This is a genomic window from Verrucosispora sp. SN26_14.1, assembly GCF_004307965.1.
Lineage (GTDB): Bacteria > Actinomycetota > Actinomycetes > Mycobacteriales > Micromonosporaceae > Micromonospora.
Map to the genome: position 1 here is coordinate 1 of NZ_SISL01000112.1, position 15,268 is coordinate 15,268.

Here is a 15,268-nt window from a genome sequence, read left to right on the forward strand (position 1 = left end):
TCCGGTGATGGCAGACACCGCATCCCCCGCCGCGCCGGGCCGCCGCCCCGTCCGGATACGCCATGATCATCGGCAGCCGGTCGCGCGCGGCGTCGTGGTAGCCGTACTCGATCAGCTTGCTGACGTTGAACAGTCGACGGTCCAGCACGCCGGAGGCGATCAGCGGCACCGCGTCCACGGGTACGACGTGCAGCTCACCGTCGATCTGGTGGGACCGGAAGCGGATGTCCGCGCGGTCCTTCGCCGGACGGATCGTCACGCGGCCGCCCCGGTCGACGGTGATCCGGTCCCCCGTGATCAGCGTGACCGTGGCCGGTTGGTGGCCGGCCCCGGCCGGCGACCCGCCACTGCGTCCGGTTCCGCCGTCACCGGGCGCACCACCGCCGCCCGGCGCAGCACCGCCGGGTTGCCCCAGCCCCAGCACGAGAGCGGTGGCCAGCCCGGCCGCACCGATCCGTTTGAGTCCCCTCATCAGACCTCCACATCAGACGATCACGACGTAGAAGCATCATCCGGACCACTCATCAGATTCCTGTTAGGACGGTGATTCTGCGGGCACGAGACGACGCGGTCCGCTGGCATGGCTGGTCATGGAACGGTGATGGATCCACCCGCATCCAAGCGTTCCTCGACGAGTTCCTCCGGTCCCGCGTGCCCCGCGCTTTTCCGCACTGACCGCGATCCCGCAATGTCGGACCGTGACCGAGAAAATCTATGCCCGATGCGCTAGACATTCGCTCCGGGCTTGGCTAGTGTTCCTGGTGTTGAGAGATGAGGTCCGAGAAAGACGCAGACGACCAAGACCGAGCATCACGCAGGGCCCGGACGTTTGCGGCTCGCTCGGCAAGCGGTGCAAGGACCTGCAACCGCAGCAGTAACCTGACGAGATTCCAGGTCAGGGCAAGACGGGCAGGGCACTCCCCGGCCCGGCAGGACAGCTCGCCGCACGTGTGCGGGGCCATGAAGTCGCGTGGGCTCCGACACCGGCGGGCAGCACGACACATGTGGAAGCAGAGGAAAGGGAGGGCTGAACACCGTTGGATCGCCCGCTGCCAGGAAACAGATGCAACTCTGGCGCGGACACCGCAGTTTCCATCGAACGAGAGGTGGTCTCCGGTCACGCTTATGCGATCCTCGCACCCCACGCCTCTGACGGCGTCAGGTGCGGACACGACAAACCGACGAATCAGTCGGTAGATGGTGTTTCCAACCCGTAACCCCGGGCCCCGGCGCTGACGCGCCGGGGCCCTCGTCATGGAGAGATTCGTATATGGCCCAACCCGATGACATGTTCGGCGACGACGACTACCCCGCCTACACGATGGGCCGCGCTGCGGAGATCACCGGCGCCTCGCAGGACTTCCTGCGCCGGCTCGACGAGGCGAAACTCATCGCCCCGTCCCGGTCGGCCGGTGGGCACCGCCGCTACTCCCGCTACCAGTTGCGGCTGGCCGCCCGGGCGCGGGAGATGGTCGACCAGGGCACTCCGCTGGAGGCCGCCTGCCGGATCATCATCCTCGAGGACCAGCTTGAGGAAGCCCGCCGGCAGAACGAGACGTACCGGCGCCAACAGGAAGCCGGCACCTGAGTCGTACCCGTGTGAAGTAATGGTGGGCATGTCTCAGCAGACCTCGCACCGGCACCATGCCATCGACTACGTCGAGCTCACCGTCACCGACCTGACCGACGCCAAGCGGTTCTACGCCGACGCGTTCGGGTGGCGGTTCACCGACTACGGGACCGCCTACGCCGGGATCCACGGCGCGACGCCCGGATCCGAGGTGGGCGGTCTGCGCCTGGACCAGCAGGCGCGGACCGGCGGTCCGTTGGTGCTGCTCTACTCGACCGACCTGGACGAGAGCGTCGAGGCCGTCCGGAAGGCAGGCGGTGAGGTGGTCGAGGGGCCGTACGACTTCCCGGGCGGTCGTCGCTTCCACTTCACCGACCCGAGTGGAAACGAGTTGGGCGTCTGGGCCGAGGCGTAGGGGTACGCGGACAGTGACGAGAGGTCGGTCGGGCCGGCCGATCCTCTCGTCGTCGGCGGCACGCCACGGCGGTAGGGGCGCAATCGGCACCGGTCCCGGATACCCTTGCCGCATATGGCTACTTATCGCAGCGCCTCAGTGCTCCTTTCCGCAGACGGCACCCGGACCCCCGGCACCGCCGCGCTCTTCGCCGAGCCGGCCCGCAAGGGTGGGATCCCGCCGTGGGCGGGTGACTTCCGGCCGGCCAACAGCGCCGGTAACGGCCCCAAGAACGCGGTCGGGAAGACCTTCACGTTGGAACTGCCCGACGGCAGCACCGGCACGGTCGTGGTCCAGGGCCTCAAGCGCGGTAAGGGGGGCGTCGTCCTGGCGCTGATGGGCGAGGACGCACCCCCCTTCTGATCACTGAGACGGATCGCCGCCGCCTGTTGACAGCACCGGTGACAGCCGGCGGCGGCGTTTCGTCACGACCAGGCGCCGGCCGCTGCGGCCCGCTCGGCGTAGGTGTCGAAGTGGATCGGTTCGCGCCCGAGGAGCCGCCGCACCGTGTCGGTCGGCTGGGCGAGGTGCCCGGCCCGCATTCCGGCGAACATGCTGTTCAGCGCCGTCGCGTCGGCCTCCGACCAGCCCTCGGCGAGCACCTCGGTCCGGTACTCCTCCGGCGTCAACTCCACGTACCGGATCGATCGGCCGGACGCCTCGGCGATCGTCGCCACCGCCTCGGCGAAGGTGAGTGCCCGCGCGCCTGACAGCTCGAACACCTGCCCGTGGTGGCCGTCCTCGGTCAGCAGGATCGCCGCGACGTCGGCGATGTCCTGCACGTCGATGAAGGGTTCCGGAGTCGCGCCCATCGGCAGGGCGAGGCGACCGTCGACCAACGGTTGGCGCCACAGGTCCTCGTCGAAGTTCTGGTGGAAGTTGTTCGGGCGGATGATCGTCCACTCCGCGCCGGAGTCGCGTACCGCCCGTTCCGCGCCGAGCATGCTCGGCGAGAAATCGGGGTCGAGCTTGTCGATGCCGCGTCCGCTGAGCGCCACGAAGCGGCCGACACCCCACTTCACCGCCGACGACACGAAGTCGTCGGCCACCGCCGGATCCGCCGGAGCAATCAGGTAGACGGCCGACGCTCCCGTCACCGCCGGCTGCCAGGTGTCCGGCTGCGTCCAGTCGAAACGTACCTCGCCCGAACGGGAAGCGGCCCGCACCTGCTCGCCGGACGCCCGCAGCGCGCGTACCAGTCGACGTCCGGTCTTCCCGGTCCCCCCGATGACGAGGATCTCGTTCGTTTCTTTCGTCATGTCCACGAGTCAACCCGCCCGGCCAGCGGCGGGACATGGCTCGTCGTACGCCCGGCATGTGCGATCGTCCGCACCCCTATGGTGGAGCGATGGACCCGTTCGACACGCTGCTGCGGGACGTCCGCGCCGAGGGTGCCGCCTTCGGCAGGTCGGTACTCTCGCCGTCGTGGGCGCTGCGGTTCACCGACGGCGCACCCCTGACGCTCTGCGTACCGCTGCGTGGCGAGGCGTGGATCGTCCACCCGGAACGCGACGAGCCGGTTCTGGTCCGGGTCGGCGAGGCTGTCGTGGTGCGGGGGCCGCAACCCTTCGTCCTCTCCGCCGAGCCCCGGTCGACCTTCCGACCCGACGAGCTGCGCGACGTCGACTGTCGCCAGTCGCCGGGCATCCGGACACCGGACCCGGACCCGGACGAGCAGATGCTGCTCCTGGCCGGGGCGTACCACGTCCAGGGGCAGGCCCCGCATCGGCTGCTCGGAGTGCTCCCGCCGGTGCTGGTCGTACCGGACGACCACGACTGTTCGTCGCTCCGTGACTACCTGGACTTCCAGCTCGGCGGGTGCCGCCCGGGTCGGCAGGTCGTGCTGGACCGTCTGCTGGACTGGCTGCTGGTCTGCACGATCCGGGACTGGTTCGACCAGCCGGGCGCCGAGGCTCCCCGCTGGTATCGGGCGCTGGGCGACGACACGGTGGGCCCGGTGCTCCGCGCCATGCACGACGCCCCCGGTGCGCCCTGGACGCTCGCCTCCCTGGCAGCCCGGGCCGGGGTGTCCCGCACGACGCTGGCCAAACGATTCACCGAGCTGATGGGTGAGCCACCGCTGACCTACCTGACCGACTGGCGGATGACACTCGCCGCCGACATGCTGACCGGCACCACCGCGACGGTCGCCGCCATGGCACGCCAACTCGGATACTCCGACGCCTTCGGCTTCAGCACGGCCTTCAAGCGTGTCCACGGGGTGAGTCCCCGCGAGCACCGCAGGCTCGCGCAGTCCGGGAGTCAGGTGGCGGTGACGATACGGTCGACCAGTTCCGGCACCCACTCGACGTACTCGACCTCGGCCCCTCCGGCATGCCGGACGTACAGGTAGCGGCCGGTAGGGCTGGTCGCCTCCGGCGTGGTGATCACGCCACCCTCGGCGGTCAGCGCGGCCACGACGGCATCCAGATCGTCGACGACGACGGTCGCCGAGGCGTGCGCGTAGCGGGCGCGTTGCGCTGGTGGGCCGGCGATCACCAGGAAGTCACCGAGCGCGGCCAACTCGACCGAGTCGAAGCCGAACCGCAGATCCGGCTCCGCGCCGACCAGGGTCCGTAGCGACGGCAGCGAGGTGTCGAGGTCGTCCACCCAGAGCCGGGCGTACGTCTTCAGGACGGTCATGTCAGCTCCTGTACGTTGACGTCGTCGACCAGACCGTAGGCCCGCACGACGGCCGGGGTAAGTACGCACCTTTCGGTAACCGGTGCGGGTGAAGGAGCAGCGGCACGTGGACGAGCCGTCTCCCGGTACGCCGACGGCGGCGCAGGTGGCCCAGGTGCACCTGGTGGCCATTGAGGTGTTCGGCGTGGTCGGCACCAAATGGGCCCTGCCGGTCATGGAGGCCATCGGCACCGACACGCGTCGCTTCGGTGAACTGCACCGCAAGGTCACCGGCATCAGCCATCGGCTGCTGACCGCGACGCTTCGTCAACTGGAGCGGAACGGGGTGGTCGACCGGACGCTCCACCCCACCGTGCCGCCTCGCACCGATTACCGGCTCACCCCTGCCGGTCTGGAACTCCATCAGACGATCAACGGGTTCTGCCGGTGGAGCCGCCGTCATCTGGACGACGTCCTGGCCTCCCGCCGCCGGTTCGAACAGACGTGACGCCGTCCTCTCCGGCCGCGCGGTGGCGGCCCGGACGAGGAAGACTGCGGGTATGGCTGACGAAGACGACGCGAAGGCGGCGCTGCTGCACTACCTGCAGGCAACGCGCGACGACCTGATCTGGAAGCTCGACGGACTCAGCGAACGCGAAGTCCGACTCCCCCGCACGCCGACCGGCAACAATCTGCTGGGGATCGTCAAGCATGCGCTGAACACCGAAGCCGGCTACTTCGGTCCCACCTTCGGTCGCGCGTTCCCGACCCCGGAGGAACTCGTCTCCGAGTCGGATTTCGACGAGGACCCGCAGGCGGACTGGTACGCGCGGGAGGACGAGACGAAGGACGGCCTGATCGACCTGTACCGCCGCGTCGCCGTCTTCGCCGATCAGACGATCACCCGGCTACCGCTGAACACGGTGGGACAGGTGCCGTGGTGGCGGCCGGAGCGGCAGGCGGTGACGTTGCACCGGGTCATCGTCCACGTGACCTGGGACCTCGCGCGTCACGCCGGGCACGCCGACATCCTGCGCGAGCAGCTCGACACGAGAATCGGCCTGCGGCAGGAGAACACCAACATCCCGACCGACTATCCGTGGCCGGATTACCTCGCCAGGTTGACCCGACTGGCCGACCGCTTCGCCTAGCGCCTGGCCGATCGCCGTGTGCGGACGGGGTTACGCTGGCCGGGTGCGGTTGGTCATCATGGCGGACACCCACCTGCCGAAACGTGCCCGGGACCTGCCGGCCGAGCTGTGGGCGGCCGTCGACACCGCCGACCTCGTGATCCACGCCGGCGACTGGGTCGACGCGTCGTTGCTGGACGACCTGGAGCGACGTCGTGCCCGACTGATCGGCGTCTTCGGCAACAACGACGGCCCCGAGTTGCGTACCCGGTTGCCGGAGATCGCCCGCGCGGACGTCGACGGCCTGCGGATCGCGGTGGTGCACGAGACCGGTCCGGCCGGCGGCCGGGAGCGGCGGTGCGCGGCCCGGTTCCCCGACTGCGACCTGCTCGTGTTCGGGCACTCCCACATCCCCTGGGACAGCGAGGCGCCCGGTGGCCTGCGGTTGCTCAACCCCGGTTCGCCGACCGACCGGCGGCGCCAGCCGTACGCGACGTACCTCACCGCCGAGGTGACCGAGGGTCGGCTCGACGCCGTGACGCTGCACGAGGTGCCGCGCTGACACGGGGTGAACCGGCGCGCGGATCGGCATAGTCTGGGCCCATGCCGAAAGCGATCTGGAACGACCTGGTCATCGCCGAGAGCACGGACACCGTCGTGGTCGAGGGTAACCACTACTTCCCCCGCGCGGCGCTCCGCGACGACCTGTTGCGCGAGTCCGACACGCACACGCACTGCCCGTGGAAGGGCACCGCGTCCTACTACACGCTCGATCACGACGGGAAGACCAGCGTGGACGCCGTCTGGTACTACCCGGAGCCGTTGCCGGAGGCGGAGATGGTCCGGGACCGGGTCGCGTTCTGGAAGGACGTCACGGTCGTCGGGTGACCACCAGCGCGGTCGCCCAGAGCACCACGGCCGCGCCGAGCGAGGCGACAGCCGCCGCGAGTTCCGGCATTCCCCAGACGTACGCGCCGAAGGACGCGACCGCCACCAGGGCGAGTGCGAGCGCTGTCCACACGTACTCGCGTTGGCGGAGGATCGCGACGAGCGGCACGAAGTGCGCCGCGACGATGACCAGGACGAGGGTGGGGATCAGCCTCGGGTGTCCGGTCGGCACGGCGACCAGGCAGACGCCGCCGATCAACAGTCCCTGCACGACGCCGACCCGGTTGAACCGGCGCATCCAGGACGCCGACAGTCGGCGGTGGTCCTGCGGTCGAGGCCGGGTCATCCCCAGGGCGAGGACGATGGCGGTGATCACGGTCGCGGCGACGAGCAGCGGGATGCGCGCGGCGGTGGGCGCGAGGTGCAGTCCGGAGACCGCCCAGAGCAGGGCGAAGCCAGCGAGGACGAGGGTCCCGGTGCGGGCCAGGGCGCGCTCGGACACGGCGACGTCCTCGGTGCGCGTGCGGGTTTCTCCGGTGTCGGTCATGACGTCCCTTCCCTGGTCACGGAGCCGGGCAGCAGGTGTCCGAGCAGAAGTTTGAGGATGAGCATCGGTGCCAGCCAGGCGAGTGCCGTCGGGACCGGTGACAGCGTGACCGCCGCGACGAGCAGCACGGTCGCGGCCGCGAACGCGAGTGGGCGTTTCAGCGTCGGTCCGGCGATGGCGATCGGTACGGCGGCGGCGAGGGTGCCGGCGTAGAGCACGATCGCGGTCGACCACGGGTACGCGGGCAGGACTAACGCGACGACGGGCAGGTGGACGTGGGCCGCCACGAAGACCAGTTGTCGTCGGACAGCGTCGGTGCCGGTATGGAACCGCCTCGACGCGGACACGGTGGCGTTCACGACGGCACCACCGAACAGGTCGAACCCGAGCACCGTCAGCAGGAGCACGATCGGCACCGGGTAGCCGGCAGCGGCGCCGACGGCCCCGGCGACGGTCGCGCCGATACCTGCGGTGAGGTAGCTGAGCCGACTTTCCGCCCGCGTGGCCCCGGGCGCGACGAGCAGGTCGTTGAGCCGCGAGACCGGACCGCGCGACGGAAGCGGGGGCGTTGTCGTGGGCATGGCTGCCGTTCGCTCGCAGGACGGGTGGTGAACTATCGCTCAGCATAGTGAACGTTTATGCACCCGTCGAGTCGAGGGTCTGTCCGGAGGAGCCCGACTCGACGACGTCACTCAGCCGTCGGCCGGGACGGGCTCCTGGATCGCCGTGCCGGAGTAGAGCCGGTCGATGGTGCCCCACCAGCGCCGCAGGCCGTCGTGGCCCATCGGATCGGTGCCGAGCACGTCGGTGATGCGGTCGCGCAGCAGGATGATGGAGAGCTCGTGGGCCAGCAGCACGACCGCGAGCTGTGCCCGGTCCACGTCCGGGGCGACCGCGCCCGCGTCGGCCATCCGGTGCATGAGCGAGTCGGCGAACCCCTGCAGCATCCGATACGCCTCGACCGAGCGCGACGTGGTGCCGACGAGCAGGTGCGCGAGATACCGGGTGGCCGACGGGGAGGACAGCGCGTCGGCCGACGCGAGGAAGCGGTCGGGCGGGCCGGAACCGGCTGTCTCGGCGAGTGCCTCCAGCGCGTTGCCCAACACGCCCAGCACGTGCGCGTCCACGGCGGCGACCAGGCCCTCCCGCGACCCGTAGTGCTTGATGATGAGCGACTGCGAGACTCCCGCGCGCTCCGCCACCTGCTTGAGCGACGCGGCCGCCGGCCACTGTTCGCCGAAGAGTTCCAGGGCCGTGTCCCGAATGATCGCCTTGGCGGTGCGATCCTCGGGTGCATACATGTTCACCACAGTAGCAATCCCGGCGTTCGCTGCGAACGGGCCGGCAGTGCCACCGGCGTCAGGTCAGTGCCCCGGCCATCCGCCGCACTCCTTCGGCGACCAGTTCGGGGGTGGTGCCGAGGTTGAATCGCGCGTGTCCCGCTCCCCCGGTGCCGAAGACGGGGCCGGGACTGAGCGCCACCCGGCCGCGTTCGAGGAAAGTCGCGGCGGGGTCGTCACCGAGACCGAGGGCGCGGCAGTCGAGCCAGGCCAGATAGGTGCCCTCGCCAGGGCGGTATCGGACCGCGGGAAGGTGTTCGGCGAGTAGCCGGGCGAGGAGACGACGGTTCTCGTCGAGATCGGCCAGGAGGGCGTCGAGCCAATCGCCGCCGTCCCGCAGGGCGGCGACGTGGGCCAGCACTCCGACATGGCTGGGGCTCTCGTTGACCCAGGCGGGGATGCGGGCGAGATCGTCGACCGCGGCGGGTCCGGCGACGGCGACGGCGGCCTTGAGACCGGCGAGGTTCCACGCCTTGGACGCGGAGATCACCGAGAAGCCGTTCTCGGCGCCCGGCACGCTCAGGTACGGCGTGAACCTCGCCCCGGCCAGCACCAGCGGCGCGTGGATCTCGTCGACCACCACACGCACACCATGTCGGTCCGCCAGTGCGGCGACCTCGGCGAGTTCGTCGGCGGTGTGCACGCTGCCGGTCGGGTTGTGCGGGCTGCACAGCAGGTACGCGGGCCGGGAGCCACGACGTGCCGCGCGCCGGAACGCGTCGTCCAGGACCGTCATGTCGATCCGGCCGTCCGCGCCGAGCGGGGCCTCTTCGATGGGGCGACCGGTACGCCCCACCACCTGGTAGAACGGCGCGTAGACCGGGCAGTTGACCACGACAGCGTCCGTCCGGCCGCAGATCACGTCGAGGACCTCGACGATGCCGCTCATCACGTCCGGGACCATCGTGGTGCGGTCCACGGCGATGCCGTCGAAGTCCCAGCGGTCGCGGGCGAAGTTGGCGAGCGCCTCGGCGTAGGCGGTGCCGGCGGGGTAGCCCGTGTCACCACGTCGGACGGCCTCGATGATCGCGTCGACGACCGGCCCGGCCAGCGGCGCGTCCAGCTCCGCCACGAACATCGGCAGCACGTCGCCCGGGTGGGCGCGCCACTTCTCGCTCGTCCGCTTCCGGAGCTGATCGAGGGTGAGCTGCCGCAGGGGCGTGGTCTCGGAGGTCACGACACCGAGACTAGTGACTCGATCTTCCGGCAGCGCCGACGGACGACGGTGTCCGGTAGGGTGCTCGGCGGCACGAACTGTTGCGAGGTGCCCCGCCGGTGGTGGGGAGAATCGGGAAGCCGGTGAGAGTCCGGCACGGGCCCGCCGCGGTGACCGGGGAGCTGCCGCCCACGCGCGTCACGCGCAGCCACTGGCCCGGCTCGGGCCGGGAAGGCGGGCGGTGAGGTGACGATCCGGAAGTCCGAAGACCGGCCTCGCGCCTGGTTGCCCTGCCGTGAGGGCAGGGCCTGGAGCGCAGCGGGAGCCTGCCCATGTTCGACGATGTGTACGAGGTCATCCACGCCCGCCGGGACGTACGGGGCGAGTTCACCGGCGCGCCGATCCCGGCCGAGGTCCTCGATCGGGTGCTGGCCGCCGCGCATGCCGCGCCCAGCGTCGGCCTGTCGCAGCCGTGGGACTTCATCCTGGTCCGCGATCCTGGGTTGCGGGCGGAGTTCCACCGCCACGTGCAGCAGGAACGGGACGTCTTCGCCGCCGGTCTGCACGGGGAGGAGGCGCGCCGGTTCAGCCGGATCAAGATCGACGGGGTGTTGGAGTCGACGCTCTCCGTCGTGGTGACGTACGACCCGGACCGGGGGTCCCCGACGGTGCTGGGTCGGCACGCCATCGCCGACGCCGGCCTGTACTCGGTGTGCCTGGCGATCCAGAATCTGTGGCTGGCGGCCACGGCCGAGCGGCTCGGCGTGGGGTGGGTCTCGTTCTACCGGGAGCCGTTCGTGCGGGACCTGCTGCGGATCCCGGCGGGTGTCCGCCCGGTGGCCTGGCTGTGCCTGGGTCCGGTCACCCACCTGGAGCAGGTGCCGGACCTGGAGCGACACGGCTGGCGGCAGCGCCGTCCCTGGCAGGCAGCGGTGCACCGGGACCGGTGGGAGCCGTCGGACCACTGACCCCGGGTACGCGTCAGCCGGGGGCGAGGAGGCAGAACTCGTTGCCTTCCGGGTCGGCCATGACCGTCCACGGGAGATCGTCGCGGCCCACGTCCACGGTGGTGGCGCCCAGGGCCCGCAGCCTGTCCACCTCGACCTGCGGGTCGTCACCGGGATACGGGCGGACGTCGAGGTGGACCCGGTTCCAGCCGGTCTTCGCGTCGGGCGTGCGGAGGAAGTGCAGGTACGGGCCCACGTCGGCGGCGGAGCGCAGGACCGCTGCGCGGTCGGTGATGTCGTGCAGACGCCAGTCCGTGGCGGTGCTCCAGAAGTCGGCCATGGCGCGCGGGTCCGCGCAGTCGACCACGACGGCGGCGACCGGTCCGACGTCCTGGAGCGTCGGCCGGGGTTCCAGGACGCAGAACTCGTTGCCCTCCGGGTCGGCCATCACCGTCCACGGGACGTCGCCCTGACCCACGTCGGCGGGGGTGGCGCCGAGTTCCTTCAGACGCGCGACCGTCGCGGCGTGATGGTCCGCCGAGGTGGTGGCGAGGTCGAGGTGTACCCGGTTCTTCGCCGTCTTGGGTTCTGCGGAGACGACGAGGTCGACGAAGACGGCGACCGGGTCGGGATAGTCGACACCCTCGGGTTCGAGGTTGGTGACGCCTGGCTCCTCGCTGGAGATCCCCCAACCGAGCGCCGCCGCCCAGAAACCGCCCAGCGCGGAGTCGTCCCGGGCCTTCATGTTGATCTGCACGAGTCGCGTTGCCATCCGGCGATGCTAGCGGCATCGCGAAACGAATTCGATTTACTTGATGCCAGTCGATACACCTCCGTGAAGTTTCGGAATTCACGCCCGACTTGTCCGTATTAGAGCTTTATCGTGTCCCTGCGTGACAGCACGCCAACGGGGATGCACGAGGAGGACAAGTTGACTGGACCGACAGGGATGACGACGGGCGAGTCGAGCAGTCGAGGAGGTCGTCGCAAGCTCAAGGCGATCCTGGCCGGCGGGCTCGCGCTCGGCCTCGGCGCCACGATCACCCTCGCCGCCTGGAACGACTCCGAGTACGCCTCGGGCACGTTCACCGCCGGTAGCTTCAGCATGGAGGGCAGCACGGACGGCACCACCTACGCCGAGCACCCGACCGCCGGCACGGCGGCGGCGTTGGCGTTCAGCACGGGCTTCGACAACATGAGCCCGGACGACGTGGTCGCCGCACCGTTCGCGGTGCGCCTGACCGCGGCCACGACGTACGACGCGACCGTCACGGTGGCCTCGGCCACCCCCGCACCGCCCACCTTCGTCGGGCTCACCTACGGCATCGCGACCGTCCCGACGTTCGGCGACTGCAGCCCGGAACCCACGACTCCGACGTGGATCGTGGCCGAGGGCACCGCACTCGACTCGGTGACCGGTGCGGTGTCGTTCAACCTGACCCAGGGCACTCCGCCCACGACACCCGGCGCTCCGGTGTTCCTGTGCTTCGTCGTCACGGCGGACGACGGTCTGGTGCAGGGCACGTCGGTCACGGAGACCTGGCAGCTCCTCGCCGAATCCGTGTAGGTGGTGGCCGTGGTCAACCGTCGCACGCCGGCCGGGACACCACGGCTCCGCCGGACCCGTGCCGTACTCGCCGGTGCCCTGGTCATCGGCCTGGGCACGACGTCCACGCTCGCCGCGTGGACGGACGGCGAGTACGGCACCGGGTCGTTCGCGGCCAGTGTCTTCGGCACCGAGTCGCAGACCGCGTCGAGTACCTGGGCCAGCCACACCCCGGCGGTGAACGCCGCGACGCTGGCGTTCACCGCGACGGCGATGTCCCCCTCGGTCTCGTTCTACGCCTACCTCGACATCCGGACGACAGCCACGACGAACGTCGGCGGCACGGTGGCGCTGACCGGTTCGTCCAACAACGCCGGTGCCCTGCTGCCGGTACTGGAGTACCGCGTGGTGCGGACCGCCACCACCAGCACCACCTGCGCGGCCGCCGCCTTCACCGGTACGCCGACATGGATCGTCGGGCCCAGCTACCTGGGCATCACCTCGGTTCCCGGGTCGCCGGTGTCGTCGGCCATCACGGCGCCGGCCGGCGCGACGCCACAGTTGCGGTTCTGCTTCGAGGCACGTGTGCAGTCCGGAGCCGGCAACGCGTACCAGGGCACCACCGGTGCGGTCACCTGGGAATTCACTGCCACGTCTACGTAAAGGACCGGTCGGATGGTGGGACCAGCGCGTCAGCGGCGTCGACTCCTCGCGAGGGTCGGCGATCTGGCGCTGACCCTGCTCGCCGTCGGCGGGACGGTGTGCGTCGTCCTCGTCCCGCTGGCGTTCTTCTTCGACATCTCGCTCATCCTGTTCAAGACCGGGTCGATGAGCCCGAGCATCCCCGCCGGATCACTGGCGGTGGTGCGGGAGATCCCCGCGTCCGAGGTCGTCGTGGGAGACGTCGTGACCGTCGACCGTTCGCCGCTGGCACCGATCACCCACCGGGTGGTCGAGATCGCCGACGGGGGTGGGTCCACGCGCCTGCTCACCCTGCGCGGGGACGCGAACGACTCCAACGACACCGCTCCGTACGCGGTGACCCACGTACGGCTGGTCGAGTGGTCGGCGCCCCGGCTCGGGTACGCGGTCCGCACCGTATCGAACGTGTACGCGATGAGCGCGATCACGATCAGCACCGCCGCGATCGTGACCTGGGCCTTCTGGCCGCGCAGCGAGCCCCGGCCACCGGCTCGCCATCGGCGGACGGGGCCGGACGGGGCGACACCGGATCGAGAGACGGACGCGCACCCGAGTTCGACCCTGCGATGCCTCCTTCTGGCCGTGGCGGTGCTGCCCGGTGTCACCGCTGCGGTGCTCGCGGCACCGAGCCCGGCCCGCGCCGACCCGACCGAGGAGGTCATCCGGAGCCGGTACCTCACCCTGGTCTCGATCGGCGACGAGGCGCGGATGACCACCATGTCGCCGGAGGAACCCGTGCCCTGGCAGGTGGGTGTCTCGGCACACGCGCCGCAGCCGGGCACGGTGACCATCTCGCTGTCGGCCTCCGGCCCGCTCGCCGCCAGGCCGGACGGACTCCAGGTGACCGCCGCCGTCTGCCCGCAGCGGTGGGTGAAGGGCGGCTGCCCCACCGGCCAGGAGAAACAGGTCCTCGCGGACGGTCCGGCCACCAGGTTGACCACGGCACCGATCACCATCGACTCGATGCGCGCCGATCAGCAACGGTGGGTCCTCGTCACCGCGAGCCTGCTCGCCGGCGCGACGGCCGCCGGGTCGGCGGACCTCGTCGTCACCGCGACCGGGTTCGGCGACCGGGCCTCGGCCGGCGGCACGGTCGGCCCGCTTCCGCGCACCGGACCCGACCTGCGGACACCGTTGGCCGTCGGGGCCGGTGCGCTGCTCGCCGGCCTCCTGCTCGTGCTCGCCGTACGCCGACGCCGCATCCGGGTGGGGCGGCCGTGAGGCGTCCGGGCAAGCCGGCTCGACCAGCCACCGCACAGGTCGGGCGCCGGTGGCTCGCGGGTACGGCCGCCCTGGTGCTCGCCTTCACCGTCGGGGTGCTCGCGCCGCCACGATCGACGATGGCGGCGTGGACCGGCACCGAGTACGGCCAGGGGACCCTCCAGGCCGGCACCGTCAGTCCACCGACCAACCTGCAGTGCAGCGCGGGTACGCTCACCCCGCCGACCTTCACCTGGACACTGCCCGTCGGGGGCCTGACCCGCAGCGGCTTCACGTGGTCGCTGTCCGGCAGCTTCACCGGCGGCGGGACACTCGGTCCCACGGCCACCAGCGTCACCGTCCCCGGCGGGCTGCTCTCCATCGGCACCGGCACCTTCCGACTGGTCGCGAACGGACCCGGCGGTTGGACGTCGACGCAGGTCACCGGCTCGCTCGGCATGCTGACCGCGGTGCTCTACACCTGCAGCGTGCCGTAGGCCCTGTAGCAGGGCGACGGCGGCGGGCTCAGGGCTGGCCGAGCAGCGCGAGAAACCGGCGCAGGGCCGGGTTCGTGCTGTCCCGGGGCCAGGCGAGGGCGACGTCCACGGTGGGTGTCGGGGCGGTGAAGCGGCGCAGGCGTACCCCGCGCATCCGTAGTGCGCGGGCGCGACCGGCCGGGACTGCCGCGACCACGTCGCCCTGCGCCACCGCCCGCAGCAGCTGCTCGTCGTCCGGCTCCTGCCGGACGAGCCGGAAGCCGCCGTGCGGCCAGACCTGTGCGATCGTCCGGTCGAACATCCCGGGGCCGTTCTCCCGGGGCCACATCACGGCCGGCAGGTCGACCACCTCGGCGCGGCTGATCCGGCGGCGACCGGCGGCGAGAGCGTGCCCTGCGGGCAGCGCCAGCAGCAGTTCCTCGGTGTCGACGGTCCGGCAGGCCAGCGCCGGTTCGTCGAGTGGCGGGCGGACGAACGCCGCGTCGAGCCGGCCGGCCAGCAGTCCGGCCACGTTCGGTGCCGTCCAGGCCGTCTCCGGGACCACCTCGACCTGCGGGTGGGCGGCCCGGAACCGGGCCACCAGGTCGTCGACCCGGCCGCCGCGCGCCGAGCGGGTGTACGCCAGGCGCAGCCGGCCGCCCCGTCCGCCCGCCAGGCCCCGGATGCGGG

The 15,268-nt window shown here is 70.9% G+C and carries 21 protein-coding genes, 1 pseudogene and 1 riboswitch; of the genes and pseudogenes, 13 read left to right on the top strand and 9 right to left on the bottom strand.

The window, feature by feature from the left end; translation table 11 throughout:
• Positions 1-472, bottom strand: a pseudogene (locus tag EYA84_RS13000) (peptidase S8); the annotation flags it as partial.
• 798 nt (positions 473-1,270) lie between these two features.
• Between EYA84_RS13000 and EYA84_RS13005 the strand changes: the two are divergent.
• The 3 genes from EYA84_RS13005 (at position 1,271) to EYA84_RS13015 (ending at position 2,387) form a co-directional block, all read left to right on the top strand.
• Complete coding sequence (locus EYA84_RS13005; protein WP_131053302.1) at positions 1,271-1,588, top strand: MerR family transcriptional regulator; 318 nt, start codon at positions 1,271-1,273, stop codon at positions 1,586-1,588.
• Between the two features lie 28 nt (positions 1,589-1,616).
• On the top strand, positions 1,617-1,985 hold the full coding sequence (locus EYA84_RS13010; protein WP_131053303.1) for a VOC family protein: 369 nt from the start codon (positions 1,617-1,619) through the stop codon (positions 1,983-1,985).
• Between the two features lie 114 nt (positions 1,986-2,099).
• Entirely contained in the window at positions 2,100-2,387 is a 288-nt protein-coding gene (locus EYA84_RS13015; RefSeq protein ID WP_236145740.1) for a hypothetical protein, read from the top strand.
• Between the two features lie 62 nt (positions 2,388-2,449).
• On the opposite strand, the gene EYA84_RS13020 is transcribed toward EYA84_RS13015, so the two are convergent.
• Positions 2,450-3,283: an NAD(P)H-binding protein gene (locus EYA84_RS13020; RefSeq protein WP_131053304.1), complete on the bottom strand. Its 834-nt coding sequence runs from the start codon at positions 3,281-3,283 to the stop codon at positions 2,450-2,452.
• An 89-nt stretch (positions 3,284-3,372) separates the two neighbouring features.
• On the opposite strand from EYA84_RS13020, the gene EYA84_RS13025 reads away from it, so the two are divergent.
• On the top strand, positions 3,373-4,377 hold the full coding sequence (locus tag EYA84_RS13025; RefSeq protein WP_131053305.1) for an AraC family transcriptional regulator: 1,005 nt from the start codon (positions 3,373-3,375) through the stop codon (positions 4,375-4,377).
• Here EYA84_RS13025 and EYA84_RS13030 read toward each other — a convergent pair.
• On the bottom strand, positions 4,287-4,667 hold the full coding sequence (locus tag EYA84_RS13030; RefSeq protein WP_131053306.1) for a VOC family protein: 381 nt from the start codon (positions 4,665-4,667) through the stop codon (positions 4,287-4,289). The genes EYA84_RS13025 and EYA84_RS13030 overlap by 91 nt on opposite strands.
• Positions 4,668-4,755: 88 nt before the next feature.
• Here EYA84_RS13030 and EYA84_RS13035 point away from each other — a divergent pair, with 88 nt between their 5' ends.
• The 4 genes from EYA84_RS13035 to EYA84_RS13050 are packed head-to-tail and all read left to right on the top strand — an operon-like array spanning position 4,756 to position 6,664.
• The gene (locus tag EYA84_RS13035) at positions 4,756-5,154 is read left to right on the top strand and encodes a helix-turn-helix domain-containing protein (protein WP_236145741.1); all 399 of its coding nucleotides are present in this window, start codon (positions 4,756-4,758) and stop codon (positions 5,152-5,154) included.
• Positions 5,155-5,206: 52 nt separating this feature from the next.
• A complete protein-coding gene (locus EYA84_RS13040; RefSeq protein WP_131053307.1) occupies positions 5,207-5,797 on the top strand; it encodes a DinB family protein in 591 nt (196 codons plus the stop codon).
• Between the two features lie 43 nt (positions 5,798-5,840).
• Positions 5,841-6,338: a metallophosphoesterase gene (locus EYA84_RS13045; RefSeq protein WP_131053308.1), complete on the top strand. Its 498-nt coding sequence runs from the start codon at positions 5,841-5,843 to the stop codon at positions 6,336-6,338.
• Between the two features lie 41 nt (positions 6,339-6,379).
• A complete protein-coding gene (locus tag EYA84_RS13050; RefSeq protein ID WP_131053309.1) occupies positions 6,380-6,664 on the top strand; it encodes a DUF427 domain-containing protein in 285 nt (94 codons plus the stop codon).
• Here the strand turns inward: EYA84_RS13050 and EYA84_RS13055 are convergent.
• The 4 genes from EYA84_RS13055 to EYA84_RS13070 all read right to left on the bottom strand — a co-directional run bounded on the left by EYA84_RS13055 (position 6,648) and on the right by EYA84_RS13070 (position 9,728).
• Positions 6,648-7,211, bottom strand: a complete 564-nt coding sequence (locus tag EYA84_RS13055) for a hypothetical protein (RefSeq protein WP_131053310.1) — start codon at positions 7,209-7,211, stop codon at positions 6,648-6,650. The two genes, EYA84_RS13050 and EYA84_RS13055, sit on opposite strands and share 17 nt — an antisense overlap.
• Positions 7,208-7,792 carry a hypothetical protein gene (locus tag EYA84_RS13060; protein ID WP_131053311.1) on the bottom strand — a complete coding sequence of 195 codons (585 nt, stop codon included), beginning with the start codon at positions 7,790-7,792 and terminating at the stop codon, positions 7,208-7,210. The genes EYA84_RS13055 and EYA84_RS13060 overlap by 4 nt, the downstream gene beginning before the upstream one ends.
• A gap of 111 nt (positions 7,793-7,903) precedes the next feature.
• Entirely contained in the window at positions 7,904-8,512 is a 609-nt protein-coding gene (locus tag EYA84_RS13065) for a TetR/AcrR family transcriptional regulator (protein ID WP_131053312.1), read from the bottom strand.
• A 58-nt stretch (positions 8,513-8,570) separates the two neighbouring features.
• Complete coding sequence (locus tag EYA84_RS13070; protein WP_236145742.1) at positions 8,571-9,728, bottom strand: MalY/PatB family protein; 1,158 nt, start codon at positions 9,726-9,728, stop codon at positions 8,571-8,573.
• A 68-nt stretch (positions 9,729-9,796) separates the two neighbouring features.
• Positions 9,797-10,000: riboswitch (cobalamin riboswitch) on the top strand.
• Between the two features lie 39 nt (positions 10,001-10,039).
• Between EYA84_RS13070 and bluB the strand changes: the two genes are divergently transcribed.
• Positions 10,040-10,675, top strand: coding sequence for a 5,6-dimethylbenzimidazole synthase (gene bluB / locus EYA84_RS13075; RefSeq protein WP_131053313.1), 636 nt, complete (start codon positions 10,040-10,042; stop codon positions 10,673-10,675).
• A gap of 13 nt (positions 10,676-10,688) precedes the next feature.
• Here the strand turns inward: bluB and EYA84_RS13080 are convergent, their stop codons facing one another.
• A complete protein-coding gene (locus EYA84_RS13080) occupies positions 10,689-11,426 on the bottom strand; it encodes a VOC family protein (protein ID WP_131053314.1) in 738 nt (245 codons plus the stop codon).
• 159 nt (positions 11,427-11,585) lie between these two features.
• Between EYA84_RS13080 and EYA84_RS13085 the strand changes: the two genes are divergently transcribed.
• Genes EYA84_RS13085 through EYA84_RS13100 form a run of 4 tightly spaced genes read left to right on the top strand, consistent with a single transcriptional unit; the run spans position 11,586 to position 14,599 of the window.
• Complete coding sequence (locus tag EYA84_RS13085; RefSeq protein ID WP_201272380.1) at positions 11,586-12,221, top strand: SipW-dependent-type signal peptide-containing protein; 636 nt, start codon at positions 11,586-11,588, stop codon at positions 12,219-12,221.
• A gap of 9 nt (positions 12,222-12,230) precedes the next feature.
• Positions 12,231-12,863 (top strand): hypothetical protein, encoded by a 633-nt coding sequence (locus EYA84_RS13090; protein WP_131053315.1) that lies wholly within the window; start codon positions 12,231-12,233, stop codon positions 12,861-12,863.
• A 12-nt stretch (positions 12,864-12,875) separates the two neighbouring features.
• Complete coding sequence (locus tag EYA84_RS13095) at positions 12,876-14,123, top strand: signal peptidase I (RefSeq protein WP_131053316.1); 1,248 nt, start codon at positions 12,876-12,878, stop codon at positions 14,121-14,123.
• Positions 14,120-14,599, top strand: coding sequence for a hypothetical protein (locus tag EYA84_RS13100; RefSeq protein ID WP_131053317.1), 480 nt, complete (start codon positions 14,120-14,122; stop codon positions 14,597-14,599). The genes EYA84_RS13095 and EYA84_RS13100 overlap by 4 nt, the downstream gene beginning before the upstream one ends.
• A 28-nt stretch (positions 14,600-14,627) precedes the next feature.
• Here the strand turns inward: EYA84_RS13100 and EYA84_RS13105 are convergent.
• Positions 14,628-15,268, bottom strand: a 641-nt coding sequence (locus EYA84_RS13105) for a LysR family substrate-binding domain-containing protein (RefSeq protein ID WP_161594963.1), incomplete at its 5' end; no start/stop codon positions are given.